This window comes from Citrobacter sp. B72, from assembly GCF_016894305.1.
GTDB lineage: Bacteria > Pseudomonadota > Gammaproteobacteria > Enterobacterales > Enterobacteriaceae > Citrobacter > Citrobacter portucalensis.
Window position 1 is genome coordinate 1,378,053 of sequence record NZ_CP069801.1, and the last position, 22,155, is coordinate 1,400,207.

Consider the following 22,155-nt stretch of genomic DNA (forward strand, 5'->3'; position numbering starts at 1 on the left):
AGGAATCATAATGAATAACGCGCAGACACATTTAAAGATTGGTTACGTCTGGACTATCTGCCTGGTTGCGGCCTGCGGAGGTTTACTGTTTGGCTATGACTGGGTGGTGATCGGCGGGGCAAAACCCTTCTATGAAGCATATTTTTCGATTACCGATCCGGCACAATCCGGCTGGGCGATGAGTTCCGCGCTGGTTGGTTGTATCTTTGGCGCGCTGATTTCCGGCTGGTGCGCCGATAAATTTGGCCGAAAAATGCCGCTGATTCTCTCAGCGATCCTCTTTAGCGCTTCCGCCTGGGGAACCGCCGTCGCCAGTAACTTCGATATGTTTATTGTTTATCGCATCGTTGGCGGCGTGGGGATTGGTCTGGCGTCTGCGCTAAGCCCACTGTATATCGCCGAGGTTAGCCCCGCTGAAAAGCGTGGTCGCTTTGTGGCCGTTAACCAGCTCACCATCGTCATTGGCGTGCTGGCGGCGCAGCTTATCAACCTGATGATTGCCGAACCTGTTGCTACAGGCGCTACGCAGCAAGCAATTGTTGAAAGTTGGAACGGTCAGACGGGCTGGCGCTGGATGTTTGGCGCAGAATTAGTGCCCGCGGTAATTTTCCTGGTGCTGATGTTCTTTGTTCCTGAATCGCCGCGCTGGCTGGTGAAAGCGGGAAAAGCCGATCGTGCGCGCGCCATGCTGCAGCGCATTGGTTCGGCGGAATATGCCGGGCAAACGCTGAAAGAGATTGAACATACGTTGCAAAAAGATAATCACAAGGTCGCGTGGTCAACGCTGTTACAACCGCAGATCAAACCGATCGTGATTATTGGTATGGTGCTGGCAGTGTTTCAGCAGTGGTGTGGGATCAACGTTATTTTCAACTATGCGCAGGAGATCTTCGCTTCTGCCGGATTCGACATCAACGGTACGTTAAAATCGATCGTGGCGACAGGGATCATCAATCTGGTCTTTACCCTTGCCGCTCTGCCGTTAGTGGACAAAATTGGTCGTCGTAAACTGATGTTGTTCGGTGCGTCAGGATTAACGGTTATTTATGTACTGATTGCCGGGGCGTACGGGTTGGGCATTATGGGCTGGCCGGTTTTGGTTCTGGTGCTGGCGGCGATCGCTATTTATGCCCTGACGCTGGCTCCGGTGACCTGGGTGCTGCTGTCTGAAATTTTTCCTAATCGCGTTCGTGGGTTGGCGATGTCGCTGGGGACGCTGGCGCTGTGGATTGCCTGCTTCCTGCTGACCTATACCTTCCCGCTGCTCAATGCGAGTCTGGGCGCGTCGGGAAGCTTCCTGCTGTACGGTGTGATTTGCGCGATGGGCTTCATATATGTTCTGCGTAATGTACCGGAAACCAAAGGCGTGACGCTGGAAGCGCTGGAAGAACAGCTGGCGGCGCAACATACAAAAGCTGGCACATCAGCCCAGCAACGAAGCGCCCGATAATGGATGGTCTGCTGACGCTACAAAACGCACATCTGCGGATGTGCGTAGACTCGCAGGGCGGTTCGCTATTAAGTCTGGTTTCGTTACAACATCAACAGGCCATTTTACGCGAAGGTCATGGTCAGCAACCCGGTGATTGCGGCCTGTTCCCGATGCTGCCGGTCGCGAATCGGGTGGCGGGAAATCGTTTTATGCTGCGCGGTGAAGAGGTGGTTTTACCTCAACATGGCGCAGATGACACCTTTTTCCTGCACGGTGACGGCTGGCTGCAACGCTGGCAGGTTATCACTGTCACCCAAAGCGGTTGTTTGCTGCAGTTGCGCAGTTGGCATCCCTGTGGCTACGACTATACGGCGCAGCTTTGCTATCAACTGGAAACCTCGAGCCTGCACGCCTCGTTGACGCTCACTCATTGCGGTGAGCAGCCAATGATTTACGGCTGCGGGTTCCATCCGTTTTTCGCCTTTGATAAGCGCAGTACGGCGCAGTTCACCGCAAGCGGCTACTGGCCTGAGGGGGAGCAGCATCTGCCGCTGGAATGGCAACGTGATATCCCTTCAGCGGCTGATTTCATGCATGCGCAATACGGTGAGGATAGCTGGCTGAATGTCGGATATTCTGGCTGGAGCGGGCGGGCCGTTATTCATCGTGATGTGATGAAAGTCACGATTTTAGCGCAAGCTCCGTGGTTGATGCTGTTCAGAATGTCGGGTGAGGAGTTCCTGTGTCTGGAGCCGCAAACGCATCCGGTGAATGCCCACAACATGCAGGGGCAGCCGGGATTGCAGGTTTTAGCGCAGGGAGAACGCTGCCATTTTGCGATGCAAATTAGCATCGAATAGGGCAAAAATCATGTTATCTGCCTGTTAATGCTCTCTTGCGCCAGCCTGCGTTTGTCGCCAGACTATCGCCTCCAAACGGGAGGGATTCATGGCTTTGCATTCCACGCGCTGGCTGGCGCTCGGTTATTTCACCTACTTCTTTAGCTACGGTATCTTTCTGCCTTTCTGGAGCGTCTGGCTCGAAGGGTTAGGGCTGACGCCGGAAACCATCGGTTTACTGCTGGGGGCGGGGCTGATTGCCCGTTTTCTCGGTAGTTTGCTGATTGCGCCGCGTGTGAGCGATCCCTCTCGGCTGATCTCAGCGTTACGTATTCTGGCCCTGTTGACGCTGGTGTTTGCGCTGGCCTTCTGGGCGGGAACCAACGTGGCGTGGCTGATGGTGGTGATGGTCGGTTTTAACCTGTTTTTCTCACCGTTGGTACCGCTGACCGATGCGCTGGCCAACACCTGGCAGAAACAGATAACCATGGATTACGGTCGGGTGCGACTGTGGGGATCTGTGGCTTTTGTGATCGGCTCCGCGCTAACCGGCAAACTGGTGAGCCTGTTTGACTATCGGGTGATCCTGGTCCTGCTATCGCTTGGCGTCGCCTCGATGCTGCTGGGCATGATGATTCGCCCGAGCGTGCAGCCTGCGGGTGAAAACCGTCAGCAGGAAAGTGCGGGATGGCCCGCCTGGCGTGCGCTGATAACCCAGAGCTGGCGTTTTCTTGCTTGCGTGAGTCTGCTACAGGGTGCGCATGCTGCGTATTATGGTTTCAGCGCCATCTATTGGCAGTCTGCCGGATATTCCGCTTCGGCGGTGGGCTATTTATGGTCACTAGGTGTGGTGGCGGAGGTGATTATTTTCGCACTTAGCCACAAGCTGTTCCGTCGCTTCAGCGCCCGCGATCTGCTGCTGCTTTCCGCCGTTTGCGGGGTGGCGCGTTGGGGATTGATGGGCTGGAGCACCGAGCTGCCGTGGCTGATCGTGGTGCAAATCCTCCATTGCGGAACCTTTACCGTCTGTCACCTGGCGGCAATGCGTTATATCGCGGCACGCCAGGGGAGCGAAGTTATTCGTTTGCAGGCGGTGTATTCCGCGATAGCGATGGGCGGCAGTATCGCCATCATGACCGTATTCGCGGGCTATCTGTACCAGAATCTGGGCAGCGGCGTGTTCTGGGTGATGGCGCTGGTGGCGCTCCCGGCAATCGTTCTGCGCCCGAAGGTGGTCGCGCAGCCTGCAACGTTATGATTCGAGGATTTTGCGGATCTGCTGCTGCTGATGCGGCGTAAGCGCCAGATCCGCATGAATCAACGGGGGGGAAAATAGCGGTAACGGCGTGGTGTAAGGCGTAATAATCAGCGTTACGCCGCGCGGGGCACCCTCTTTTTGAAAGTCCTGCATCGGCATATGTTTTACGTTGAGCGGCAGCAGCGTCAGTTCGCGCAGCTGTTGCTCTATATGCACTTCAAGTTGTTCGTTACTACCGGTCAGCAGGATAATCTGCTTTTCGTGTAAATCCTTCTCCTGCATCAGCCAGGCGCCGAAAATAACGGCCACCAGCCCGATCTCTTCTTCTGAAAATTGCACATCGTATTCGGCCTCGAAGCCGTGAATTGCCTCACGGGTAGTACGAACCAGCCGGGGATAAAGGCGGCTGAACTCCTCCGGCAGCGTGTTATCAATGCCGATGGCAAACACGCTGCGGTTCAGTGCCTGAGCCAGGTGGATATACAACTGGTCATTCAGCCCTTGCTCATCGCTGAAGCGTACATTGCCATACTCGCGAAAACGCAGCACCAGCCGCGCAATAGCAAGACGCAAGCGGCGATCCTGCTGGTGATTATCGCGGATGGGATCGGGGATGCGAAGCATTGAGAACAGCAACGCCATAAACAGCGATTCGCCCAGCGGCGCACTCTGCATGACGTGGCGCTGCCAGTGACGGCCAATTTCCTCTGCGAGAGGATATTCCGCGCAGGATTGCGCCCAGCGTTGCTGGAGTGGGTTAAACTCCGGGGTGATCCCCGCGTGGTGCTGTAGCAGGCAATACTGTAAATACAGGCGCAGGAACTGGATGTCACGACACTCAAACGGCTTCTGCAAGCGCCGGGAGCACAGATTAATGAGCGCATGCAGATTGGTGTCGTCATACAGCGTACGTGCGATCCCCCGTTGTTTAAGTTCTGCTTTTAACGCCGGGGTAAACTGCTGGGCGATAAAGGCAGGGCAAATCCGCAGGCCACGGCGCAGCCACTGCAACAGACACAGACGCTGATTTAGCGGGGTTCCTTCGATCGTATAGCCACCATTCTGCGCGGTGGCTATCGCGAGCCGGTGATAGCGCTGGATTTCGAGTCCTGCGCCAATAATATCTTCCTGAACCGTGGCATCATCGACACCGTTGAGGCTGCTGAAGGTTTGTGTAGTAGCGATTTGCCCCGGCAGGAAAAGCGTCAGCAGCACCTGGCAACGGCGCTGGGGAGCGGAAAGTACAGATGGTGGGGCAAGCGTTGACATCATCTGTAGGATCTCCCGTGAGTATGTTTGATAAGAATAGCTAAGGTTTGCTCATAGATTTGGAGAATGGAATGCTTTCCACCAGGAATGCAGGGGAGCGTCACAGAATTTTTAACGTGCGGAACAGATAGCGGTAGTGGAACGCAGCGCGTTAATCCGCTTTTTCACTGTTTTATCTTTTGGTTAGATATAAATAAACCGGCAGGTTGCGCAATGACGTACTGTTAATGCTCCTGTATCAACATATGTTGGCGGAGCATAATGAATATGTTTTCTCCGAGAAAAGGTTCCGTTCACCTTATGTTCATCGCTTCTCTGTACACTGAACGCCAGTGAACGTGTTAAGGGTGCTATCGCCGCACCCTTAACAATCCCGGCTCCCGGCGGGAAAATTGCCGCTCCGCGGTTCCCTCCGCTTATTCCTCCAGGCTACCGGGCCGGGCGCGATGTAACGTCCCTGTAAAGCGCGCCCTGAGCCAGCATCCATGCTGGCTCTCCCGGCCTTACGGAAACACGTCGGCAATTTTCAGCCGGACCAGCCACACCTCACCACCTGTGTTTTTTTTTGAACATGTTTGAACAGCAAAACGAATTTAACTGAAAACCAGAGAGTTGAAGCGATGCCTCCGGTCCGGCTGAAAATCGATGAGGCGTTGACGGCTGACCGGGTCTGCCCGCAGGGATGCGGGCAGAGGGGGCGGCCTGCATGGATGCAGGCTCGGCCCTGACCCGATAGGCAGACGGAATAAGACGAATGAATCGCGCAGCGACGATTTTCCGTGCCGGGAGCCTGGGTTGCAAGGGAGGCGGCGGTGAGCCTCTCTTGCCCGTTCACGGGTATCTGAATTTCAGAGAAATGACAGCGCTGAGGTGAACGGAACCCCATAGCGGAATTACATGTTCTCCATCACGGCTGCCCACGGCTCAGCGTTAATCCCACATCGCCGCCGGGATGCACCGCCAGCAGCGTCTCCTTTGAGTAGCCGCTTTCACTCATCAGACAGGCGCAGGCGGCGTCAAAGATCGCCAGTACCAGCAGAATTGAGGTCGTCGCCAGCATGTTCAGCGGGTCGGCCTCACGCTGGACGCCGGTGGAAATCACCAGCCTCGACGCTTTAGCGATGGCCGAATCAGCGTTTTCAGTCACGCTCAGAATCGGCACATTTCGCGCATTCAGCCCGGGCAGCAGCCGGGTGAGTTCGTCCGAATTCCCCCCACGCGACAGCATAATCACCAGGTCGTTGGCGCGTAAAAAACCGAGATCGCCATGCGCCGCGTCCGTCGCGTTGAGGTAGATCGCTGGGCGTTCCACGCACGCAAGCATATGCGCCACTTTACGCGCTGCGATGCCGGAGGTACCGACGCCGGTGACGACGATTTTCCCCCGACAGCCGCGCAGCTCCGCCATCAGCGACTGCCAGAGCGGTTCAGTCAGATGCTGCCCCAGACCCGCCAGGGCATCGCTATAGAGCTGAAATACGCCGGTGGCCTGAGACCAGGAGTCGCTCATGCGTCCTCCTGCATCAACTGGCGGTATTTCATATGATCCTGATACATCTCGTGGAATACCCGATATTTGCGATCGTAATACTGCTTAATGCGATTTGTTTGCGGGGTAACTGTTTTACCAATCCGACTCATCGCCGACATCGCTTCCGGGAAGGTTTCGAATACGCCCGCGGCGATAGTTCCCATCATGGCACCACCCAGCAGCATGGCTTCGCTCTCTTCAGGCAGCAGCATCGCGCAGCCGGTGGCGTTGGCATGTTCCTGAACGAAGATTGGGTTTTTCGTCCCGCCGCCGCTGGCCATTATCGTATCGATGGTGTAGCCGCTTTGATTCATCGTTTCAATGATATGGCGGGTTCCCAGCGCAATGGCCTGGATGGTCGCAAGGTACTGTAGCGCCATATCTTCCGGCGTACGAGACAGTTTCAGTCCGGTGATGGCGCCCGTGAGCGTGGGGTTAGCGCGCGGCGAGCGGTTGCCGTGGAAATAGGGTAGGATGTGCATATCGCGGGTTAAAAATGCGATATCTTCCGGTTCACCGGCCATTTTACGCAACAGCGCATTCAGCACTTCGTAAATGGTCTGCCCCTGAGATTTAGCCTGCGCCAGCAGGGTTTCGTAGCAAGGATGCGACTGAATAACGTGGTCGATTAACGCCCCGGTTGCTGACTGTCCACCTTCGTTAAGCCAGTATTCTGGCAGCACGGCTGAGTAGTAAGGGCCCCAGACGCCGCCGATAAAACGCGGCTCTTTGGAAATCGCCATGTGTCCAGTGGAAGTGCCGCCAATCAGCGCGATACGACGGTCAAAATCCGCCACCTCGCCGGAAACACCGCTTGCCCCGAGCGTGCCGAGGGTACCGGCGTGGGCATCGATGATCGAGACGCTGACAGCGGTCCCCGGAATCAGCCCCATTTCGCTGGCGGCGCGCGCGGATAGCCCGTGACCGAGCGGTTCGCCCATGGTTTTCACGTAGCGACCAATTTTGGCAGCATCATGCTCCAGCAAATCTTCCAGCCCAATCTGGCGGAAATAGCTGGCATCCCATTTGTCTTCATGGCCCATATAGGTCCATTTACACACCGTCGAACACAATGAGCGTGTGTCATCGCCCGTTGCGCGCCAGGTCAGGAAATCGGGCAGGTCAAAGTAGTATCCCGCATTGGCCCAGGTGTTGGGCATATGTTGCTTCAGCCATAGCAGTTTTGGCGTCTGCATTTCCGGGGAGATAATGCCGCCAACGTAGTCCAGCACCCGATGATGCAGGGCGTTGATGCGCTCGGCCTGAGTAATGGCGCGGTGATCCATCCACACAATGATGTTCTGTTCGCTGCGCCCGGACGGGCTAATGGTCAGCGGTTTACCTTCTTTGTCCAGCACCACCAGTGAACAGGTCGCGTCAAAGCCGAGACCTTTAACCTGGATAGGGTTGATATCCGACTGGTTAATCGCATCGCGAACCGCGTTACACACCGCCTGCCAGATGTTATCGGAAGACTGCTCAACAAAATCGGCCTGCGGGCGGTAAATCTCGATGGCCCGACTGGCCTGACCGACCATTCTGCCGTTGAGATCAAACACGCCAGCACGGGCGCTTCCGGTTCCGACATCCACACCAATAAAGTAACTTGCCATAATTTTTTCTCCTGAAATCAGGCTTTACGATTCTGTAATGCGATAAAGAGGATCAGCACCGCGCCCCACAGCGCCATCGTCAGATAGCTGCTGACCCCCAGCAAGTTAAGGCCGCTTTCAAGCATTTGCAGCACAATCAGTGCCAGCACCAGGCCGATAATGCGCCCGAAGCCGCCATCCGGGTTGATACCGCCGAGGACGGAGGCAAGGATGGTGACCAGCAGGTAGGATTCACCGTATCCGGCTTTAGCTGAGTTGAATTTCGCCATCATCAAAATGGCGGCGACCCAGCCGAGCAGGGCAGAAATCACGTACACCGAAATTTGTACCCGTACGGTATTTACGCCGCTGTAGCGGGTAGCATGTTCATTGGAACCAACGAGATACAGGCTACGCCCAAGCGTGGTGTGTTCCAGCAGTACCCACAGCAGGATTGCCACCAGGAAAAAGAGCAGTAGCGCCACCGGAATACCGGCAATCGTGGCGTTACCAAGGTACTGAATGGCGGTCGGGAAACCGGAAATCACCGTCCCGTTGGAAAGCAGAATATTCAGCCCGGAGATAAGCGTCATCGTGCCGAGCGTGGCGAGAATAGGCGAGACCCCGACCCAGGCAATCAGCGCACCGTTGAGCGTGCCGATAGCCACCGCCACGGCAGCGCCTGCCAGCAGCGCCAGCACCAGAAACAGCGGGTTATCCGGATGGGTGACGATAATCGCCGCCATCACCAGCGAGCATGCGTTCGCCCCGGCAATAATCGACAAGTTAATGCCGCCGGTCAGCATGGTCATGCCCATCCCGAGGGCCAGCATGCCGAGGATTGGTAGCTGTGAGCCAATCGACTGGAAGTTAGCGACGCTGAAGAAACGGCTGCCGAGCAGGGCCGAGAAGACCAGGGCGACGACCACAATAATCACGCATTGCAGGCGAATGATGGCATCACCGGGTAAAAATCTGGCGATTGTTTTCATCTCAAAGCTCCCTTGCCAGTTTGCGTTTTTCGTTCCAGGCCGTGGCGCTAATGCTGACCAGGATAATGGCGCCGCTGAACACGGTGTGCCAGTAAGAGGAGACGCTGAGCAGCGTCAGGCCATTTTGTAAGAAGGCCAGCAGAACCACGCCAAGCAGGGTTCCGGTCAACGTTCCGCGCCCGCCGCTCATGCTGGTTCCGCCGAGTACTACCGCCGCCAGCACCGTCAGCTCAAAGCCGAGCAGTGAATTGGGGGCAACAGACTGGGTGATTTGCGCCTGAACCACGGCGGCAACGCCTGCCAGAATGCCCATGTAACCATAGACGTAAAAATGCAGCTTCAGCAGATTCAGCCCCAGGCGCGAGGCCGCGTCGCGGTTGCCGCCCATGGCGTAAACCTGACGGCCAAGACGGGTATAGTTCATCAGAACGGCGGTAAAGATGATCACCGCCGCCAGGCACAGCAGGGGCAGGGTCAAACCGTAGTCGTAGCCATCCGCCGCGGTGAACGAGAACCAGTTAATGCCGTTCATAAACCAGTCCGGGAAGCCGTACAGCCAGGTACCCTTGGTGGCATAAACCAGCAGGCCGTAGTAGACGTTCAGCGTGGCGATGGTAATGATGATCGCCGGAACGCGCAGCCAGTAGACCAGGAATCCATTAATCAGCCCAAGCAGCAGACCTACCGCCATTGCGATGGTTAAAGCCAGTACGAAGTTGCCGCCGTGAGCGATCACCCAACTGGCCATTGCATACTGGGCTATCGCGGTCATCGCCGGAAATGAGATGTCGATCCCGCCGGAAATCAGCACCACAAACAGCCCACAGGCCAGGATGCCGAGAATCGCGTAGCTGGTGGCCACATCCGTCAGGTTCCCCAAAGACAAGAACTCGTCGGTGCTTATGCTCAGCCCAACGGCAAGGGCTACAACCAGCAGGCCCAGCCAGAACTCATGTTGCCCGATTAAACGGGAGAGATGCATCTTATTCATTGATTACCTCGACCACTTCAGCAATCTCCTCTTCACGGCATTGATGAGGATTAAATTCCGCCACCAGCTTGCCGCGACGCATTACCAGCACGCGGTGGCTGTTGTAATACGCTTCCGGGATTTCATCGCAAATCATCAGCACCGCCATACCCTGTTCCGCCAAATCGCGGGCTATCTGGTAAATGCCCTCTTTGTTGGCGATATCCACGCCGACGGTAGGCGAGTCGAGGATCAGGATGCGGGGATTGGTCGCCACCCATTTGGCAATGGCGATACGCTGGGCATTACCGCCGGAAAGGGTTTTGACCGGCAGGTGCGGATCGGACACTTTGATATTCAGTTCGCGGATTAAATCGGCGACCAACTTTTGCGCTTTACGATGATCGAGCAGACCGCTACCGGTGTGCAGTTGATCAAACACCGTGACGATGGTGTTGTCGTAGATCGACTGCTCCATGATCAGCCCCTGCGTCAGGCGATCTTCTGAGACATAGCCGATCCCGTGTTGGATGGCGTCATGGTTATTGCGCAGAGTAACCGGCTGACCGTTAATGCGAATCTCGCCGCTTTCCGGGTGCGTCATACCAAACAGGCTCAGACAAAGCTCAGTGCGCCCGGCACCCAGCAGACCAACAATGGAGACGATCTCGCCGCCGTGCAGCGACAGATTAATGTTTTGGTATTTGCCTCTGCGGCTCAGATTGCGCAGCTCAAGCAGCGGCTCTTGCTCAATCGCGGGCCTTTCCGGCAACGGACTGTAGTGGAAGCGTTGTCCGGTCATCAGGAAGGCCAGCTCGTGGCTGTCGAGTTCGCTGGCAGGGTATGTACCCACCAGTTTGCCGTCGCGCATTACGCTGATGCGGTCAGCCACTTCCATCACCTCATCCAGACGATGGCTGACAAACACGACGCAAATTCCGGCCGCTTTCAGTTCATTAACTACTCGCAGCAGGCCATTAACCTCCTGGCGGGTTAGCGAAGCGGTGGGCTCGTCCATAATCACCAGACGCGCATCGGCGGCAATCGCCCGGCAAATGGCGACCAGCTGTCGATCAGCAATTGAGAGTTTTTCAACTTTTTTATCAGGATCGATATTCACCCCAATACGTTTCATGGCTGCCAGCGCCTGCTGCTTCATGGCGCCGCGACGCACCCAGATATCGCCACCCGGCAGATAGCGGTTGACCGCGATATTTTCTGCGACGCTAAAGTTGGGGAACAATGACAGGTCCTGATAAATAACCTGAATGCCATAATGCGAAGAGAGCTGCGGCGTCAGGTGATGGAACAATTTGCCATCAAGTAAAATCTGCGCGCCTTTTTCCGGGTGATAAACGCCGGAGATCACTTTAATAATGGTACTTTTACCACAGCCGTTTTGACCCGCCAGACAGTGAACTTCGCCTTTTCTCAGCGTCAGATTCACGTTATCCAGCGCCAGCACGCCCGGGAATTGTTTGCTGATATTCTCAAGAGTGATAAATGCGGTGGTGTCTGCCATGGACAATACCCCTGCGCGCGTCCGGGGGGACGCTGAGTGTTAGTTTGGTTGATAGCGCCGACCAGGCGGTCGGCGTTAAGGTTCCCTGGTGTTGGCTAAAGCCTTAGAAACCAAGTGATTGTGCGTTGTCTTTGGTGACTTCGAGGATCTTGTTAAAGCGGATCACTTTCTTCTCCGTGTCGATATCGGCTTTCCCTAAACCATCGATACTCAGATCGGCGTTCACTTCTTTGCCCTGCAACAGCTGATCGGCAACAGTGACCAGCGCGTAGCCCGCGTCTTTTGGATCCCACAGCAGCGCTTTTTTGATATCACCGCGCATCAGGTAAGGTGCTGCCTGCGCTGGCATGGCGATCCCGACGACGGCGATCTTATCTTTGGCGCGTTTTTTCTGCACAGCCTGACCCGCACCGATTGGACCCAGTGAGCCGAAGCCGATAATGCCCTTCATCTGCGGGTAGGTTTTCATCAGATCCAGCGTTGTGGCGTAGGATTTATCGATGCTTTCCGCGACCGGCAGACGTGAAGTGACTTCGAACATTTCCGGATATTTTTCTTTCTGGTACTTAATTGCATAATCCGCCCACGCGTTATGCAGTGGAACCGTCAGCGAACCAACATAGATGGCATATCCGCCTTTGCCGCCCATATTTTTCGCTAACTCATCGACGTTGGCCTGTGCGTATTTTTCACTGTCGATGGTTTCGATATCCCACTGGCCAATTTGCTCATCCGGGGATTCGTGCGTCAACACCACGATGCCTTTATCGCGCGTTTTTTTCAGTACCGGCTCAAGGACCTTGGCATCATTCGGCACCACGATGATCGCATTAACGTTTTTGGCGATCAGATCCTCAATCACTTTCACCTGCTGCGCCGGGTCCGGCGTTGAAGGTCCGGTCTGGTAAGCATTCACATCCAGTTTTTTTGCTGCTTCATTTACGCCGGTTTCCATCCGGTTAAACCATGGGATCCCGGTGACTTTGGCAACCACAGCAATTTCATATTTTTCCGCCGCAAAGGACGTGCCGGACAACATGCATGCAGAAACCAGGGTTGCACTGAGTAATGCGAGTTTGAATTTCATAGTTGTACCTTTCGTAGGGGGCAGGACATGTCACGGCGTGAAGTTAACAATGAATGGAAGAGGGAATGAATCATAAGTTTTGCGAATGTGATCTATGCCCATTGTTGTGAATTTATGGAAATAAAATGGTTAATAATTAGTTAAATTTGCATGGTTTTACATTCAGTCGTTCAAATTAAGTGTTAATTAAATATTAAAATGAAACCATTAATTAACATATCGTTATCATTTGGCTTAAGTTTTGACGCCGAAAAGGTGTTTGAGGGGAATTTCCCGAAGAAGAAATTATCGAAACTGAGAACTGAATCGATACCGGAAAAGGGTGCTCAATATTTTTTCGTTCAATGGTATCCTCAGCACACTTTCGCCAAACCAGGCATCATTATTTGTGGCGGTGTAGATTTTCATCGTGGAGAACTCATGCAAGGCGTTAAACGTATCATTATCACGTTGTTTCTCGCTGTCCTGTCCTTTGGCGCAGGCGCGCATCCCCACAGCTTTATCCATCTGAAAACTGAGATAGTGAGCGAGAATGACCAGTTCGTCGCGCTGAAAATGCGCTGGACGATGGATGAAATTACCTCGGCGGATCTGCTTTACGATGCGGGGAATGCCAAACCTGGTGATGAGATCTGGAAGAAACTGGCGGCGGAAGTGATGGCCAACGTTCTCGGGCAGCACTATTTCACCGAAGTGTGGCACGACGGGAAAAAGGTAAAGTTTAAAAACAGGCCGACGGAATATGGCATGGCGCGGGAGGAACACCAGGCAGTGCTGACGTTCGTTTTGCCGCTGGCCGAAGCTCAGCCGCTGAGTGGTCAAAAATATACCATTTCAACCTTCGACCCGACCTACTACGTTGATATGAGCTATGACAAAGATAGCGACGCCAGGCTGGGGCAGTCCATAAGCCAAAAATGCCGGATTTCAGTACATACGCCGACGCCGAATGAACAAACGTTGAGCTTTGCGCAGTCGCTGGATAAAGAAGACGCACCGCCGGAGGATATGGAGTTGGGTAAACAGTTTGCACAGACGGTAACGCTGCAATGTCAGTAGTTTATCAACAACGCGCAGCCAGACGTCGCTGGCTGACGCTATGGCCGCTGGCTGTCTTTTTGCTGTTGGCGGCAGGCGGCATACTGTGGCTATGGCAGGCCTGGCCGCAGGTGATGATGAAAAGTGTCGTCTGGCAGCGCGACGTTAACCAACAGATGAGCGGGTTGCTGAAAGCAGTTGCTGCCAGGCCGGCCCAGGCCGGGGGATCGCTGCTGCTATTTAGTTTTCTCTACGGCGTTCTGCACGCGCTGGGGCCGGGGCATGGAAAAGTCGTCATTACCACCTGGCTGGCAACGCACCCCTCGAAGCTGAAGTCGAGTATTGGCCTGACGCTGGCCTCATCTTTATTACAGGGGCTGGTCGCTATCGGACTGGTGGTTGTGGTGCTTACCATCTTGCAGTTGCCCGCACGACAGCTACATATGAGTAGTTTCTGGCTGGAGAAAGGAAGTTATGCGCTGGTTGGCGTGTTGGGCGTTTTATTGTGCGTCCGTGCGCTGAAGAAATTGCGCCAGCTGCTGCGCCGCCCAAAATTCACTGCCTTCACGCCGCATCATGTGCATCACGAGGGTTGCGGCTGCGGGCATCAGCATTTGCCCGATCCTGAACAGCTGCAAAGTGGTGATGACTGGCGTGCCCGGTTGATGATCGTGCTGTCTATGGGGATGCGTCCGTGCTCGGGAGCCATCATGGTTTTACTGTTCAGCAAAGTGGTTGGCGTGTTTAGCTGGGGTATGGCGTCGGCACTGGCGATGGCGGCAGGAACCTCTTTGACGATTACGTCACTGGCTCTGCTGGTACACAGTTTCCGCTCGCTGGCGGTGAAACTTAGCGGGCATAAAGCGCCGGTATTGTGGCGACAGATTGGCTGGACGACGCTGGCATTAGCCGGTGGTGCGGTGCTGATCGCTGCTGCGGTAGTGATGTGGATGAGTGCGGTGCCGGTGGGGCGAGGGATAAGACCGTTTTAGCACTGTTGTAGGATGAATGCCTGATGGCGCTTCGCTTATCAGGCCTACGGGGAATTCCCTGGTAGGCCGGATAAGGCGATAGCCGCCATCCGGCATCAAACGATTAACGCTTCAGCGCATCGCTCAGTTCATCACGCATGTTAGCCAGCATGGCTTTCACTACGCGCGGGTTACCTGCAACGATGTTGCCGGTCGCCATGTAGTTATGACCACCGGTAAAGTCGCAAACCAGTGCGCCAGCTTCACGGGCAATCAGTTCACCTGCGGCGAAATCCCACGGGCGCAGGCCAATTTCGAAATAACCGTCAACGCGGGCTGCGGCAACGTAGGCCAGATCCAGCGCAGCAGAACCGGTGCGGCGGAAGTCCGCGCATTCGGTAAACATGTTGCCAAGAATTTTCATGTAAGAAGCGGCGTGCTGTTTGGCTTTGAACGGGAAACCGGTGGCGATGATGGTGCCATCCAGATCGCGGGCGGTGCTGCCACGCAGACGGTAGCCGTTCAGCTGTGCGCCCTGGCCACGGGTTGCGGTGAACAGTTCGTTACGCATTGGATCGTAAACAACGGCGACTTCAGTACGACCTTTGATGCGTACAGCGATGGATACCGCGAAGTGCGGCAGACGTTTTACGAAGTTGGTGGTGCCATCCAGTGGATCGATAACCCATTGAACATCCAAATCTTCACCAACATGTTCACCGCTTTCTTCGGTGATGATGGTGTGCTGTGGGTAAGATTTGCGAATCGTTTCGATAATAATCGCTTCGGCGGCTTTATCGACGTTAGTCACGAAATCATTGCTGCCTTTCTGGCTGGTTTCTACAGAGTCTGGGGTTTCGTAGTGTTTGGCAATTACATTACCCGCCTTGCGCGCTGCGCGCACGGCGATGGTCAGCATCGGATGCATCGGTCTCTCTCACTGGATGTTAAAGAACGGGAAAACGGCGCAGAGTATAGCAGCGAGTTCGGAATATGTCTTCGTTTTATGATAATATGCCCGAATAATCTTTAGCCGAAGAAATACAATGCTGCAAAATATTCGAATCGTGCTGGTGGAAACCTCTCACACTGGCAACATGGGCTCTGTAGCCCGCGCAATGAAAACCATGGGTTTAACCAATCTGTGGCTGGTAAATCCACTGGTTAAACCGGACTCCCAGGCCATCGCCCTGGCAGCGGGAGCCAGTGATGTGATCGGCAGTGCGCAGATCGTCGATACGCTCGATGAAGCGCTGGCGGGCTGTAGCCTGGTGGTAGGCACCAGTGCGCGTTCCCGCACGCTGCCGTGGCCGATGCTGGATCCGCGTGAATGCGGTTTAAAAAGTGTCTCTGAAGCGACGAACTCGCCGGTGGCGCTGGTCTTTGGTCGTGAACGTGTTGGTCTGACCAACGAAGAACTGCAAAAGTGCCATTATCACGTCGCCATTGCCGCGAACCCGGAATACAGTTCGCTCAACCTGGCGATGGCAGTGCAGGTCATCTCTTATGAGGTGCGCATGGCCTGGCTGGCGACGCAGGAAAGCGACAAGACCGTAGATTACGAAGAAGCAGAGTATCCGCTGGTCGATGATTTAGAGCGTTTTTACGGTCATCTGGAGCAAACGCTGCTGTCGACCGGGTTTATCCGCGAAGGGCACCCGGGGCAGGTGATGAATAAACTGCGTCGTTTGTTTACGCGCGCGCGTCCAGAGAGCCAGGAACTGAACATCCTGCGCGGGATTTTAGCTTCAATCGAGCAGCAGAATAAAAGCAAGTAACTGTACTAATGCCGGATGCGCTTCGCTTATCCGGCCTACAGGCCGCACGATTCGTAGGCCGGATAAGCGAAGCGCATCCGGCAAGTGAAAATGGCACTGAAGGTTAAATACCTGACTAAATTAGTCAAGTAAATAGTTGACTGATTTAGTCGGGAATGTCAGACTTGCCCCTGCTATGCAATACCCCCATTTTACAATAAAAAACCCCGGGCAGGGGCGAGTTTGAGGCTAAGTAAGACATGAGACTGACATCAAAAGGGCGTTACGCCGTGACCGCAATGTTGGACGTTGCGCTCAACTCCGAAACGGGCCCGGTACCGTTGGCTGATATTTCTGAACGTCAGGGAATTTCCCTGTCATATCTGGAGCAGCTGTTTTCCCGTTTGCGTAAAAACGGTCTGGTTTCCAGCGTACGTGGACCAGGCGGCGGGTATCTGCTGGGTAAAGATGCCGGCAGCATCGCAGTAGGTGAAGTGATTAGCGCTGTTGACGAGTCTGTAGATGCGACCCGTTGCCAGGGCAAAGGCGGTTGTCAGGGCGGCGATAAATGCCTGACCCACGCGCTGTGGCGCGATCTGAGCGATCGTCTGACCGGTTTCCTCAACAACATTACGTTGGGCGAACTGGTAAATAATCAGGAAGTCCTGGATGTGTCTGGTCGCCAGCATACCCATGACGCTCCACGCACTAATCGTGCTCAAGACGCGATCGACGTTAAGTTACGCGCATAATAAAAGTATTTTAGAATCAGGCCGGGGTGCTACACACCCCGTTAACTCGGTCGTACATCCAGCCGGTTGCCTGATTCCTTGCATTGAAGCGATGTACGGAGTTTATAGAGCAATGAAATTACCGATCTATCTCGACTACTCCGCAACCACGCCGGTGGACCCGCGTGTTGCCGAGAAAATGATGCAGTGTCTGACCCTGGACGGAAACTTTGGTAACCCAGCGTCTCGTTCACACCGTTTCGGCTGGCAGGCTGAAGAGGCGGTAGATATCGCCCGTAACCAGATTGCCGACCTCGTGGGCGCTGACCCGCGTGAAATCGTATTTACTTCCGGTGCGACTGAATCCGATAACCTGGCGATTAAAGGTGCAGCCAACTTTTATCAGAAAAAAGGCAAGCACATCATCACCAGCAAAACCGAACACAAAGCCGTGCTGGATACCTGTCGTCAGCTGGAGCGTGAAGGGTTCGAAGTTACCTACCTCGCCCCGCAGCGTAACGGCATTATCGACCTGAAAGAACTTGAAGCTGCAATGCGTGACGACACCATCCTCGTGTCCATCATGCATGTGAACAACGAAATCGGCGTGGTGCAGGATATCGCGACTATCGGCGAAATGTGCCGTGCTCGCGGCATCATCTATCACGTTGATGCGACCCAGAGCGTAGGCAAACTGCCTATCGATCTGAGCCAGCTGAAAGTTGACCTGATGTCCTTCTCCGGCCACAAAATCTATGGTCCGAAAGGTATCGGCGCGCTGTACGTTCGTCGTAAACCGCGTATTCGTATTGAAGCGCAGATGCACGGCGGCGGTCACGAGCGCGGTATGCGTTCCGGTACGCTGCCTGTGCACCAGATCGTCGGCATGGGGGAAGCATACCGTATCGCTAAAGAAGAGATGGAAACCGAGATGGCGCGCCTGCGCAGTCTGCGTAACCGTCTGTGGAACGGCGTGAAAGATATGGAAGAGGTGTACCTCAACGGTGACCTCGAGCAGGGCGCACCGAACATTCTCAACGTCAGCTTCAACTTTGTTGAAGGCGAGTCGCTGATTATGGCGCTGAAAGACCTGGCTGTATCCTCCGGTTCTGCATGTACTTCTGCAAGCCTGGAGCCATCCTACGTGCTGCGCGCGCTGGGGATGACCGACGAGCTGGCACACAGCTCAATTCGTTTCTCTTTAGGTCGTTTCACTACCGAAGAAGAGATTGACTATGCCATCAATCTGGTTCGCAACTCCATTGGCCGTCTGCGCGACCTTTCTCCACTGTGGGAAATGTTCAAACAGGGTGTGGATCTGAACAGCATTGAATGGTCACATCACTAATTCGGCACCGATAAGGAGAATTCAACATGGCTTACAGCGAAAAAGTTATCGATCATTACGAGAATCCACGTAACGTGGGCTCTTTTGACAACAGCGACGAGAACGTGGGCAGCGGCATGGTCGGTGCACCAGCCTGTGGCGACGTGATGAAGTTGCAGATCAAAGTCAACAATGAGGGTATCATTGAAGACGCGCGTTTCAAGACTTACGGCTGCGGTTCCGCTATTGCTTCCAGCTCTCTGGTTACCGAATGGGTAAAAGGGAAATCTCTGGACGAAGCACAGGCGATTAAAAACACCGATATCGCCGACGAGCTTGAACTGCCACCGGTGAAAATTCACTGCTCTATTCTGGCTGAAGACGCGATTAAAGCCGCGATTGCGGATTACAAAAGCAAACGTGAAGCAAAATAATTAAGAGTTGAGGTTTTATTATGTCGATTACCTTAAGCGACAGTGCAGCAGCGCGTGTAAATACCTTCCTGGCAAACCGCGGTAAAGGGTTTGGTCTGCGTCTGGGCGTGAGAACCTCCGGCTGCTCAGGTATGGCCTATGTACTGGAATTTGTTGACGAGCCGGCGGCTGAAGATACCGTGTTTGAAGACAAAGGCGTAAAAGTCGTGATCGACGGTAAGAGCCTGCAATTCCTCGACGGTACGCAGTTAGACTTCGTCAAAGAAGGTCTGAACGAAGGGTTTAAGTTCACTAACCCGAACGTGAAAGACGAATGTGGATGCGGCGAAAGCTTCCACGTGTAACGCGCTTACTGATAACCCCACCGTGGTCGCCTGCGCGTGGGGTTTGTTTTACCTGACTCTCTGGTTTTGCCTCATCGAACAACAGAGAATCGATGCCCTGAGAATGTTATGGACTACTTCACCCTCTTTGGCTTACCGGCCCGTTATCAGCTCGATACTCAGGCGCTAAGCCTACGTTTTCAGGATCTACAACGTCAGTATCATCCTGATAAATTCGCCAGCGGTTCCCAGGCGGAACAACTTGCTGCGGTTTCGCAGTCCGCCACTATCAACCAGGCCTGGCAAACGCTGCGTCATCCTTTGATGCGCGCCGAATACTTATTGTCTTTACACGGTTTTGATATCCGCAGCGAGCAGCACACGGTGCGCGATACCGCGTTCCTGATGGAGCAACTTGAGCTGCGTGAAGAGCTGGACGAGATTGAACAGGCAAAAGACAGTCAACGTTTAGATGCGTTTATGAAACGCGTCAGCGAAATGTATAACGTTCGCCATCAACTGATGGTGGAACAGCTGGATAGCGAGACGTGGGACGCAGCGGCAGATACCGTGCGTAAGCTGCGTTTTCTCGATAAACTGCGAAGCAGTGCAGAACAACTCGAAGAAAAACTGCTCGATTTTTAATTTCCGGAAGCGAAAATGGCCTTATTACAAATTAGTGAGCCTGGTCTGAGCGCCGCGCCGCACCAGCGTCGTCTGGCGGTAGGTATCGATTTAGGCACCACCAACTCCCTGGTTGCTACCGTACGCAGCGGCCAGGCCGAAACGCTGGCAGACCATGAAGGTCGCCACCTGTTGCCGTCAGTGGTTCACTATCAGCAGCAGGGCTACTCTGTCGGTTACGATGCCCGCGCCAATGCAGCGTTGGATACGGCAAACACCGTTAGCTCGGTAAAACGCATGATGGGCCGCTCTCTGGCGGATATCCAGGCGCGTTACCCGCATCTGCCATATACGTTCCAGGCGAGCGAAAACGGTCTGCCGATGATTGAAACCGCTGCCGGTTTGCTTAATCCGGTGCGCGTCTCCGCTGATATTCTGAAAGCGCTGGCCGCGCGGGCTACCGAATCGCTGTCCGGCGAACTGGACGGCGTGGTAATCACTGTTCCGGCTTACTTTGACGATGCACAGCGTCAGGGGACCAAAGACGCCGCGCGTCTGGCGGGCCTGCACGTATTGCGTCTGCTGAACGAACCGACCGCAGCGGCGATCGCGTATGGTCTGGACTCCGGTCAGGAAGGCGTGATCGCAGTCTACGATCTTGGCGGCGGTACTTTTGATATTTCTATTCTGCGCCTGAGCCGTGGCGTGTTTGAAGTGCTGGCGACCGGCGGTGATTCCGCGCTCGGCGGCGACGATTTTGACCATCTGCTGGCCGATTACATTCGCGAGCAGGCGGGCGTGGCCGATCGCAGCGATAACCGCGTACAGCGTGAACTGCTGGATGCCGCGATTGCAGCGAAAATCGCACTTAGCGACGCTGATTCTGTAACGGTTAACGTGGCAGGATGGCAGGGTGAAATCACCCGTGAAACCTTTAATGAACTCATTTCCGCACTGGTCAAGCGTACGCTGCTGGCCTGCCGTCGCGCGCTGAAAGATGCGGGCGTGGAGCCGCAAGATGTTCTGGAAGTGGTGATGGTTGGCGGTTCAACGCGCGTGCCTCTGGTACGTGAACGCGTCGGTGAATTTTTTGGCCGCACGCCGCTGACCTCTATTGACCCGGACAAAGTGGTCGCTATCGGTGCGGCAATCCAGGCGGATATTCTCGTCGGAAATAAACCGGACAGCGAAATGCTGCTGCTGGACGTTATCCCGCTGTCTCTGGGACTGGAAACCATGGGCGGTCTGGTGGAGAAAGTGATCCCGCGTAACACCACTATCCCAGTGGCGCGCGCGCAGGACTTTACCACCTTTAAAGATGGCCAAACCGCGATGTCCATTCACGTGATGCAGGGCGAGCGTGAGCTGGTGCAGGACTGCCGTTCACTGGCGCGTTTTGCGCTGCGCGGCATCCCGGCATTACCGGCTGGCGGTGCGCACATCCGCGTGACCTTCCAGGTGGATGCCGATGGGCTGCTGAGCGTCACCGCCATGGAGAAATCCACAGGCGTTGAGTCCTCAATCCAGGTTAAACCGTCCTACGGTCTGACCGACAGTGAAATCGCCTCCATGATTCAGGATTCGATGAGTTTTGCTGAGCAGGACGTTAAAGCCCGTATGCTGGCAGAACAGAAAGTCGAAGCGGCACGCGTACTGGAGAGTTTATCCGGTGCGCTGAACGCTGATGCCGCGCTGTTAAGCGCCGCAGAACGTCAGGCTATCGACACCGCCGCCGCACACTTGAGCGAGGTTGCACAGGGTGACGATGTTGACGCGATAGAACAAGCCATTAAAAACGTAGACAAACAAACCCAGGAATTCGCCGCTCGCCGCATGGACAAATCCGTCCGTAGCGCGCTGAAAGGCCATTCCGTGGACGAGGTTTAATATGCCAAAGATTGTTATTTTGCCTCATCAGGATCTCTGTCCCGATGGCGCAGTTCTGGAAGCTGAGACCGGCGAAACCATTCTCGACGTTGCCCTGCGTAACGGGATCGAGATTGAACACGCCTGTGAAAAATCCTGTGCCTGCACTACCTGCCACTGCATCGTGCGTGAAGGTTTTGATTCTTTGCCGGAAAGCACAGAAGAAGAAGACGACATGCTGGATAAAGCCTGGGGACTGGAGCCGGAGAGCCGTTTAAGCTGTCAGGCGCGGGTAACCGAGGACGATTTAGTGGTCGAAATCCCACGTTACACAATCAATCATGCGCGTGAGCATTAACAGAGGGTAGTATGGGACTGAAGTGGACCGATAGCCGCGAAATCGGCGAGGCGCTGTATGACGCTTTCCCCGATCTCGATCCCAAGACCGTTCGTTTCACCGATCTGCACCAGTGGATCTGTGACCTGGAAGAGTTCGATGATGATCCTCAGGCATCGAACGAAAAAATCCTTGAGGCCATTTTGCTGGTCTGGCTGGACGAAGCCGAATAAGTCAACGGGCTGCCCACGGGTG

22 protein-coding genes are annotated in these 22,155 nt (G+C 54.8%); 14 read left to right on the plus strand and 8 right to left on the minus strand.

Annotated elements, in window-relative coordinates:
* The first annotated feature begins 10 nt into the window (after positions 1–10).
* The 3 genes from JQN59_RS06545 (at position 11) to JQN59_RS06555 (ending at position 3,529) form a co-directional block, all read left to right on the plus strand.
* Positions 11–1,450, plus strand: a complete 1,440-nt coding sequence (locus JQN59_RS06545; protein WP_048215775.1) for a sugar porter family MFS transporter — start codon at positions 11–13, stop codon at positions 1,448–1,450.
* A complete protein-coding gene (locus JQN59_RS06550) occupies positions 1,450–2,292 on the plus strand; it encodes an aldose 1-epimerase (RefSeq protein ID WP_149608310.1) in 843 nt (280 codons plus the stop codon). Before JQN59_RS06545 ends, JQN59_RS06550 begins: the two co-directional genes overlap by 1 nt.
* 88 nt (positions 2,293–2,380) lie before the next feature.
* Entirely contained in the window at positions 2,381–3,529 is a 1,149-nt protein-coding gene (locus JQN59_RS06555) for a 3-phenylpropionate MFS transporter (protein ID WP_048215777.1), read from the plus strand.
* Here the strand turns inward: JQN59_RS06555 and csiE are convergent.
* The 7 genes from csiE to JQN59_RS06590 form a co-directional block, all read right to left on the minus strand.
* Positions 3,524–4,801 (minus strand): stationary phase inducible protein CsiE, encoded by a 1,278-nt coding sequence (csiE, locus tag JQN59_RS06560; protein ID WP_032944230.1) that lies wholly within the window; start codon positions 4,799–4,801, stop codon positions 3,524–3,526. The two genes, JQN59_RS06555 and csiE, sit on opposite strands and share 6 nt — an antisense overlap.
* 904 nt (positions 4,802–5,705) lie before the next feature.
* Positions 5,706–6,308, minus strand: coding sequence for a KpsF/GutQ family sugar-phosphate isomerase (locus JQN59_RS06565; protein ID WP_149607863.1), 603 nt, complete (start codon positions 6,306–6,308; stop codon positions 5,706–5,708).
* On the minus strand, positions 6,305–7,942 hold the full coding sequence (locus JQN59_RS06570) for an FGGY-family carbohydrate kinase (RefSeq protein WP_008785469.1): 1,638 nt from the start codon (positions 7,940–7,942) through the stop codon (positions 6,305–6,307). Before JQN59_RS06570 ends, JQN59_RS06565 begins: the two co-directional genes overlap by 4 nt.
* 17 nt (positions 7,943–7,959) lie before the next feature.
* Complete coding sequence (locus JQN59_RS06575) at positions 7,960–8,913, minus strand: ABC transporter permease (protein ID WP_149607864.1); 954 nt, start codon at positions 8,911–8,913, stop codon at positions 7,960–7,962.
* Position 8,914: 1 nt separating this feature from the next.
* Complete coding sequence (locus tag JQN59_RS06580; protein WP_149607865.1) at positions 8,915–9,904, minus strand: ABC transporter permease; 990 nt, start codon at positions 9,902–9,904, stop codon at positions 8,915–8,917.
* A complete protein-coding gene (locus tag JQN59_RS06585; protein ID WP_008785466.1) occupies positions 9,897–11,405 on the minus strand; it encodes a sugar ABC transporter ATP-binding protein in 1,509 nt (502 codons plus the stop codon). The genes JQN59_RS06580 and JQN59_RS06585 overlap by 8 nt, the downstream gene beginning before the upstream one ends.
* Positions 11,406–11,508: 103 nt before the next feature.
* On the minus strand, positions 11,509–12,492 hold the full coding sequence (locus JQN59_RS06590; protein WP_204528192.1) for an autoinducer 2 ABC transporter substrate-binding protein: 984 nt from the start codon (positions 12,490–12,492) through the stop codon (positions 11,509–11,511).
* A 420-nt stretch (positions 12,493–12,912) separates the two neighbouring features.
* On the opposite strand from JQN59_RS06590, the gene JQN59_RS06595 reads away from it, so the two are divergent.
* Together JQN59_RS06595 and JQN59_RS06600 are read left to right on the plus strand one after the other, a co-directional pair.
* Entirely contained in the window at positions 12,913–13,551 is a 639-nt protein-coding gene (locus tag JQN59_RS06595; protein ID WP_048225041.1) for a DUF1007 family protein, read from the plus strand.
* Positions 13,542–14,522: a nickel/cobalt transporter gene (locus JQN59_RS06600; RefSeq protein ID WP_149607866.1), complete on the plus strand. Its 981-nt coding sequence runs from the start codon at positions 13,542–13,544 to the stop codon at positions 14,520–14,522. The genes JQN59_RS06595 and JQN59_RS06600 overlap by 10 nt, the downstream gene beginning before the upstream one ends.
* Positions 14,523–14,625: 103 nt before the next feature.
* Here JQN59_RS06600 and suhB read toward each other — a convergent pair whose 3' ends face one another.
* Complete coding sequence (suhB, locus tag JQN59_RS06605; RefSeq protein ID WP_003835237.1) at positions 14,626–15,429, minus strand: inositol-1-monophosphatase; 804 nt, start codon at positions 15,427–15,429, stop codon at positions 14,626–14,628.
* 118 nt (positions 15,430–15,547) lie between these two features.
* Here suhB and trmJ point away from each other — a divergent pair, with 118 nt between their 5' ends.
* The 9 genes from trmJ (at position 15,548) to iscX (ending at position 22,133) form a co-directional block, all read left to right on the plus strand.
* A complete protein-coding gene (gene trmJ / locus JQN59_RS06610) occupies positions 15,548–16,279 on the plus strand; it encodes a tRNA (cytosine(32)/uridine(32)-2'-O)-methyltransferase TrmJ (protein ID WP_003835235.1) in 732 nt (243 codons plus the stop codon).
* Positions 16,280–16,518: 239 nt separating this feature from the next.
* Positions 16,519–17,010 carry a Fe-S cluster assembly transcriptional regulator IscR gene (gene iscR / locus JQN59_RS06615; protein ID WP_003037674.1) on the plus strand — a complete coding sequence of 164 codons (492 nt, stop codon included), beginning with the start codon at positions 16,519–16,521 and terminating at the stop codon, positions 17,008–17,010.
* A gap of 112 nt (positions 17,011–17,122) precedes the next feature.
* On the plus strand, positions 17,123–18,337 hold the full coding sequence (gene iscS / locus JQN59_RS06620) for a cysteine desulfurase (protein ID WP_003835233.1): 1,215 nt from the start codon (positions 17,123–17,125) through the stop codon (positions 18,335–18,337).
* A 26-nt stretch (positions 18,338–18,363) separates the two neighbouring features.
* Positions 18,364–18,750 carry a Fe-S cluster assembly scaffold IscU gene (iscU, locus tag JQN59_RS06625; protein ID WP_002913991.1) on the plus strand — a complete coding sequence of 129 codons (387 nt, stop codon included), beginning with the start codon at positions 18,364–18,366 and terminating at the stop codon, positions 18,748–18,750.
* A 20-nt stretch (positions 18,751–18,770) separates the two neighbouring features.
* On the plus strand, positions 18,771–19,094 hold the full coding sequence (gene iscA / locus JQN59_RS06630; protein ID WP_003835203.1) for an iron-sulfur cluster assembly protein IscA: 324 nt from the start codon (positions 18,771–18,773) through the stop codon (positions 19,092–19,094).
* 108 nt (positions 19,095–19,202) lie between these two features.
* Positions 19,203–19,718: a co-chaperone HscB gene (gene hscB / locus JQN59_RS06635; RefSeq protein ID WP_003835201.1), complete on the plus strand. Its 516-nt coding sequence runs from the start codon at positions 19,203–19,205 to the stop codon at positions 19,716–19,718.
* A 15-nt stretch (positions 19,719–19,733) separates the two neighbouring features.
* Positions 19,734–21,584, plus strand: coding sequence for a Fe-S protein assembly chaperone HscA (gene hscA / locus JQN59_RS06640; protein ID WP_003838439.1), 1,851 nt, complete (start codon positions 19,734–19,736; stop codon positions 21,582–21,584).
* 1 nt (position 21,585) lies between these two features.
* Positions 21,586–21,921: an ISC system 2Fe-2S type ferredoxin gene (fdx, locus tag JQN59_RS06645; RefSeq protein ID WP_003037690.1), complete on the plus strand. Its 336-nt coding sequence runs from the start codon at positions 21,586–21,588 to the stop codon at positions 21,919–21,921.
* A gap of 11 nt (positions 21,922–21,932) precedes the next feature.
* Positions 21,933–22,133 carry a Fe-S cluster assembly protein IscX gene (gene iscX / locus JQN59_RS06650; protein ID WP_003037694.1) on the plus strand — a complete coding sequence of 67 codons (201 nt, stop codon included), beginning with the start codon at positions 21,933–21,935 and terminating at the stop codon, positions 22,131–22,133.
* Positions 22,134–22,155: the final 22 nt, after the last annotated feature.